This window comes from Acetivibrio ethanolgignens (assembly GCF_001461035.1).
Lineage (GTDB): Bacteria > Bacillota > Clostridia > Lachnospirales > Lachnospiraceae > Velocimicrobium > Velocimicrobium ethanolgignens.
In genome coordinates this window covers 1-3,305 of record NZ_LNAM01000043.1, presented here as the reverse complement: position 1 = coordinate 3,305, position 3,305 = coordinate 1, and the positions used below count along the sequence as shown (strand labels likewise).

The following is a 3,305-nucleotide window of genomic DNA, read 5'->3' as shown; positions in this document are numbered from 1 at the left end:
AGTTCAAAAATGAAATCAAATTTTTTTCATTTTCCTATTGACATTTATTAGCTGGACTACATTATCACACTAACGTCTTCAATTCGTATATCATGTTTATCAATTTGCTTTTTCACACGAGAATTACTACATAATAGATACATAGCAATACTTGATATTATGTCAAATCTGTTCATCCATCCAATAATTGAATCAAGCAAACAAAATTTTTCATCTTGCGGTGAATTATTAATTGCTATGTTGATACACTCACTAACCACTTTATTTTCCACTCTATTAGCAATGAGTCGTAGAAAAGAGTCTAAATTATTCAACTCAATCGTTATCGAAAAGGAAAATATTCCTTTATCCTTTTGAATATGGATATCTTCCCATTTCACTTCAGCAGTTAGTCCATCTATATTTACTATCACTTTTTTGTCATCACTAAAATCAACACCTTTTTGCTCTAATTTTCTGATACTCTCTTCCAGTTTTTCTTTAAAACCAGATAAGAATTTTGCCACAAATAGAATTACATCGCGCAAACTGGAACATTTTATGTTTCCTGGTATTATTTTTATAAAAAAACTATTGTTAGTGTTTATGTTAAAAAATAAATGAATGGTCTTTTTCTCGTTTGCTATTTTGTTTTCACCATTATACATAAGTCACCCTATCTCCCTGACTTCTCATCCACATATCAATGCCATCTCCAAACACTTCCGCCGAAATGGTATAAACACCATCTTCTTCCTTTTCAATTTTTGCAGTCGGCAACCGGTCGAGGACTGCCTCCACCGAGTAACCGGAATACTCAAATCTAACCTTCCTGAGTTTGCCACCAAACATAAACTGAATTCGTTTTCTAAATTCCCCTTCTTCAAATCGATCCTTATAAATCACTTTGAAGGTTTCATCCAAAACCTTCAATCTCCGGATTCTATCAATGCGATATATGGTTGGAAATGAATCATTTAACACATTGAAGTTCTCCTTTACCTTTTCGTTCTCGATAAAGGCACATAAGTAAAAATAATACTCAGAAAACATTATTGCTACCGGTTTCAGTTTCCTTGTTTTTACACTCGAACCCTGAATTCCTTGGTAGTCAACCTCAATATACTGCTGCTTCGAAATCGCTTCTCCAATCTTCCACATCCTTTCAAGAAAATCAGTCTTGTGATGTGGCTCTATGTAATGGTACTGCTCATTCGCCAAAAGGCTTTTCACAATCTCACGATTCTTCTTCGGTGCACAGCATTCTATCAAGCGGTCAATCATTGAGTTCATTTGTTGTTTTGTAAATGCTCGTCCGTCCAAAAGAATCTTGCAAATCGCAAGCAATTCACTGTTGGAAACCTTCTTGTTGTCAACCTGTTCCAAACGATATCCTTTTTCGACACGGTCATAAACCACTTCTCCAACAATTCCATATCCATCTGCCGTCGATTGTGATAAATAATTCCGGATTTCATCAATATCTCTTTGAATTGATTTTTCATTTACCCCAAAACGATTTGCCTCAAATGCTTTATTTACGATTTCTCCACCCACAAGCTTATTGTAAATGCTAAGAACTCGCGCAACTTTATTTGCTTCTTCCATGTTCATCACCCCTCGTACAAAATAACTGTTTTTTTCTGTTCTATATCTGATTCTATCAAATCAGTTGGACTTAATATGTCCTTGTTTGAACAAATTTTCAGTTATCATTACTTTCTTCAGGAGTTTCCTCAGGATTCTCTTTTTTCTTCCTCCAATTTTTATATTTCCCGGATTTTTCCCTTTTATCTGCCGGTTTTTCTGCATCAGATGGTATCGCCCATGCAGTACCAAATTTCTCAGCACCTTCAATTCTTCCCTCTAAACACAAAGTGTTTATTCTTCGCTCTCCAATCCCCCACTTCTTTGCTGTTTCAGCAATCGTCATGTATCCTTTCACACTAATCACCTGCTTTAAAACAAAAAACATTACAAAAACTCCGTAATGTTCAATCAATTTGCAACTGGCTGACATTTTACAGTCCCTATAGCTTTGCGTCACATCCTTTCGAATGCTTTGCTAAATATGAAATTACTCACATCAAATATTGTACTCCCTTTGTCGAACAATGTCAATTTCTTTCCACTCCTTATCTTCCCCTTCTCCTTTAATCCTTATGAATAAACCTATTATTCATAACAAAGTACCAATATAACAAAAAACCACCAAAAAGAGTACACAACATACTATGATTGAAAATGCTCTACCATAATCAAATCAGAATATTTTTCTCCGCCAGTTCTCCCCACAACGTCACTTGCATCACACCTTCTGCATTTCTCCAAACAGCCATTACCATATTGTAATCACCATATAACCAGTATGGCTAAATAGAAATGATGGTAACTCATTTTCCCTTCTCCTAAATCCAATACCTCCTTGTCTTTTCCAGCTGAAATATACTTCTTATCGTATTTCTTAATCTTGTATTCTGTTTCCTTGGTAAACACTTTATCCTCTAAGTAATTGCACCCCACCTTATAAATGTGATGCGGCCATATCTGAATATACCAAACCAGCATAACCAAAATAGCAACACCTATAAGCCTTCCAACCACTTCAATTAATTTGTCATAAAAAATAGCAAACTTACTTTTCGGTTTCACATAGGTATACTCCTCCGAATTTTCCATTTGTTTTTTGGGAATATCTAATCCCGAATAAATTGGTTCTCCGCATTTCGGACACACCTTTTCATTTCCTATAATCATTTCTCCACAACTCTTGCAATACATAGAAACCATCTCCCTTCCTGTCTGGTAACTATAATTTAGCAAACTCCATGGACAGATAATGTACTTCCCAAAAACATAATAAAAAATTGTCACATCAAAATGATGCATTGTCACATCACTTCTACGAAATTGTCACATCAAAGTGAAACATTGTCACATCACTTTCAAATATGACGTAAAAAATGTCACATCAATGTGATGCATTGTCACATCACTTTTACGAGAATGTCACATCAAAGTGAAACATTGTCACATCACTTTGGCATTTTGGGGTATTTTTCGTACACTTAGGATGTATTTTAGGGGTTCCAGGGGCATTTTCCCCTGACCAGTAGCATTTTGTCATACAAAATGCGTATCTGGCGAAGCCAAAATCGATATACTTCAATTAGTTTTTGGCTTCCAGCGAAGGAAACAGTCACAAAAAATGATGAGGAAAATAATCCCCAAAAATTCATTTCATAAGCCTACTCCAACACAGAGTAGAAGGTAGTGTAAAATAGTTTGTGTTTTTGGTAAGAAATGGCTCCTTTTTGGTAAGAATT

At 35.2% G+C, this 3,305-nt stretch carries 4 protein-coding genes and 1 riboswitch; all 4 genes read right to left on the bottom strand.

Features of this window, described 5'->3' with window-relative positions; all coding sequences use genetic code 11:
• Positions 1–56: 56 nt before the first annotated feature.
• Entirely contained in the window at positions 57–647 is a 591-nt protein-coding gene (locus ASU35_RS03310) for a hypothetical protein (RefSeq protein ID WP_058351642.1), read from the bottom strand.
• A complete protein-coding gene (locus ASU35_RS03305) occupies positions 640–1,587 on the bottom strand; it encodes a helix-turn-helix transcriptional regulator (RefSeq protein ID WP_341415843.1) in 948 nt (315 codons plus the stop codon). Before ASU35_RS03305 ends, ASU35_RS03310 begins: the two co-directional genes overlap by 8 nt.
• A 97-nt stretch (positions 1,588–1,684) precedes the next feature.
• Positions 1,685–1,924, bottom strand: a complete 240-nt coding sequence (locus ASU35_RS03300) for a DNA-binding protein (protein WP_341415841.1) — start codon at positions 1,922–1,924, stop codon at positions 1,685–1,687.
• Positions 1,925–1,980: 56 nt separating this feature from the next.
• Positions 1,981–2,056: riboswitch (cyclic di-GMP riboswitch) on the bottom strand.
• A 275-nt stretch (positions 2,057–2,331) separates the two neighbouring features.
• Entirely contained in the window at positions 2,332–2,760 is a 429-nt protein-coding gene (locus ASU35_RS03295) for a zinc ribbon domain-containing protein (protein WP_058351639.1), read from the bottom strand.
• Positions 2,761–3,305: the final 545 nt, after the last annotated feature.

Coding starts and splice junctions, on each gene's coding strand:
- ASU35_RS03310 (WP_058351642.1), bottom strand. CDS start 647: ATGTATAATGGTGAAAACAAAATAGCAAACGAGAAAAAGACCATTCAT.
- ASU35_RS03305 (WP_341415843.1), bottom strand. CDS start 1,587: ATGGAAGAAGCAAATAAAGTTGCGCGAGTTCTTAGCATTTACAATAAG.
- ASU35_RS03295 (WP_058351639.1), bottom strand. CDS start 2,760: ATGTATTGCAAGAGTTGTGGAGAAATGATTATAGGAAATGAAAAGGTG.